2 protein-coding genes are annotated in these 2,080 nt (G+C 70.1%); one reads left to right on the top strand and one right to left on the bottom strand.

Translation table 11 applies throughout. The features are described 5' to 3' along the window. On the top strand, window positions 1-522 hold a 522-nt coding region (locus VF794_RS32895; protein WP_331117073.1), incomplete at its 5' end, for an alanine racemase C-terminal domain-containing protein. On the opposite strand, the gene VF794_RS32890 is transcribed toward VF794_RS32895, so the two are convergent. Further along, complete coding sequence (locus VF794_RS32890; protein ID WP_331117072.1) at window positions 519-1,670, bottom strand: hypothetical protein; 1,152 nt, start codon at window positions 1,668-1,670, stop codon at window positions 519-521. The genes VF794_RS32895 and VF794_RS32890 overlap by 4 nt on opposite strands. Between the last annotated feature and the right edge of the window lie 410 nt (window positions 1,671-2,080).

The raw sequence follows: 2,080 nt of genomic DNA, 5'->3' as shown, positions 1-2,080 counted from the left end.
ACGCTGGTGCTGCCGAGGGCGCGCTACGACGCGCAGCGGGTGGGCATCTCCCTGTATGGCCTGTGGCCCTCCTCGGAGACCCGACTGTCGGCGCGTCTGGTGTTGGGCCGGGTGCCGGAGCTGAGGCCGGTGCTGTCCTGGCGCTGCCCGAGCCAGGTGGTGAAGTGGCTGCCGTCGGGGAGCTACGTGGGGTACGGGTGCACGTACCGCTGCCCGGAGGCGACGCGGGTGGCGGTGCTCCCGGTGGGGTACTTCGACGGGTATCCGCGCTTGATGTCGGGGAAGGCGCACGTGCTGGTGAACGGGCGGCGGTGCCCGGTGCTGGGGCGGGTGATGATGAACCACATCATCGTGGACGTGACGAGGGCGACGCATGACGAGCGACCGCTGACGGCGACGCTCATCGGCAAGGACGGGGACGAGCACCTGCACGTGGAGAACCTGGCGGACTGGGCGCAGACGATCCACTACGAGATGGCGACGAGACTGGGAGCGCACCTGCGCCGGGTCATCGTCCCCTAGGGTCGCGCCTGGCGTTGCAGCTCGGGGGCGCACCCGAACACGGTCATGTCCTCGGACACGGTGGAGCAGGTCCACCCGGGGCCACAGGAGTCCGCCCGCATCGGGTCGCACTTGCGAAAGCAGGTGCTGACGGTGGGGCTCCCCACACCACAGACCTGTTCGGCGGGACAGCTCTCGGGGTGCAGCGCATCACAGAGCTTCGCGCACCAGAAGACAGCGCGGCCCCGGGACATGCGCAGGTTGCAGCGCTCGCCGTCGGGGCACGGGTTGTCGCGACAGTCGCCCTGGGACTCCACGAGACATTGATACCGCTGGTCCCGGACGCGGGTGCAGCGTTGCCCCTCGGGGCAGCCGAGCCGCTGGCAGTCCGGGAAACAACCAGGGCCATTCAGACTGTCGGTGCAGACGAGCCCAGAGGGACAGCTCGCGGGCTCCTCGAGCCGACAGGCAGTGGAGCACACCTGGTTGACGCAGCGCAGGCCCTCGCGACAGGAGGCGGCGGCGGAGATGGGGACGGTGTCACACGGCTCCCCTTCCTGGCGAAGCCCCTCGGGGAGACAGCGCTGGATGACGCTCCCCGTGGCGCCGGTGTTGACGGGCCGGCAGACGGCGCCGGGAAAGCAGTGGGCGTCCTGCTCGCACTCGGAGGCCTGACACTCGAAGCGGCGCGTCTCGCGGTTGGCCACACAGCCCTGCCCCGGGGGGCAGTCCCCGTCGATGCGACAGCTGCCACAGTCGAGCCCCTGGGGCGTCCGGGTGCAGCGGATGGCCGAGATCGGCAGACCATCCGGCGCGTGCTCGTCGGTCACGGAGGGAAGGACGGTGACGGGGGCGGAGGAGGAAGCGGAGCGCTCCTCGGAAGCAGGCGCGGTCTTCCCGGGGAGGACGCGGGGCTCAGCCCAGGAAGGGAGCACCCCCACCGGCCGGGAGGACAAGGCGCTGACGCTGGCATCGAGCACGGGGGCGCCACCGACGAAGGCGCGAGCGCCAGGCGCAGAAGGCTCGAGGACGACCCCGAGGCCATCGGGGGAGGGCTCGGGGAAAGCGGGAGACGGTGAGGCGGTAGCGAGCTGCCAGAGGAAGACGGCCAGACCCGTGAAGGCCGCGGTGAGCGCGACCTGCCTCGGACGTGTCCGCTCACGCCGCATGTGCTGCGCCTCTCATGTCATCCCCTCGATCACGACCCTCTGCCCCTATTCTCGGGGAGAGGGCGGCGCGGTTGCGTACCTGGCTTCAGTTCCGACCGATTCCCGTCAGCACGAGTGGGCATCACAACACATGAGGTGGCCCCCGTCCGAGGAGCAGCCGCAGGGCGTGCACGACCAGCACTCCTTGTTCATCGCATAGGCCGCCCCACCGGCCAGCGCGGTTGCCACACCAAGAGCCAACAGCCAGCGCCGCAAACGGACCTGCTTGTTCATGTGCATGACGACCTCCGGGCTCACGACTGCCAGACAGACCGCTCACGGAGCGACGCTCCGTTCGCGCAGCTCGAAATCGGCGGCCACCCGTCCCTCCTCGACCGGACCCGACCCCGACACCGTGACAGCACGCAGCC

Origin of the sequence: Archangium sp., from assembly GCF_036389735.1 — a bacterium.
Classification (GTDB): Bacteria; Myxococcota; Myxococcia; order Myxococcales; family Myxococcaceae; genus Archangium.
The sequence above is the reverse complement of the archived record's forward strand: the minus strand, read 5'-3'. Positions and strand labels throughout refer to the sequence as shown.

What these genes read in the sequence shown, in the direction of transcription:
- VF794_RS32890 (WP_331117072.1), bottom strand. Translation starts at nt 1,670, where the DNA reads ATGCGGCGTGAGCGGACACGTCCGAGGCAGGTCGCGCTCACCGCGGCC.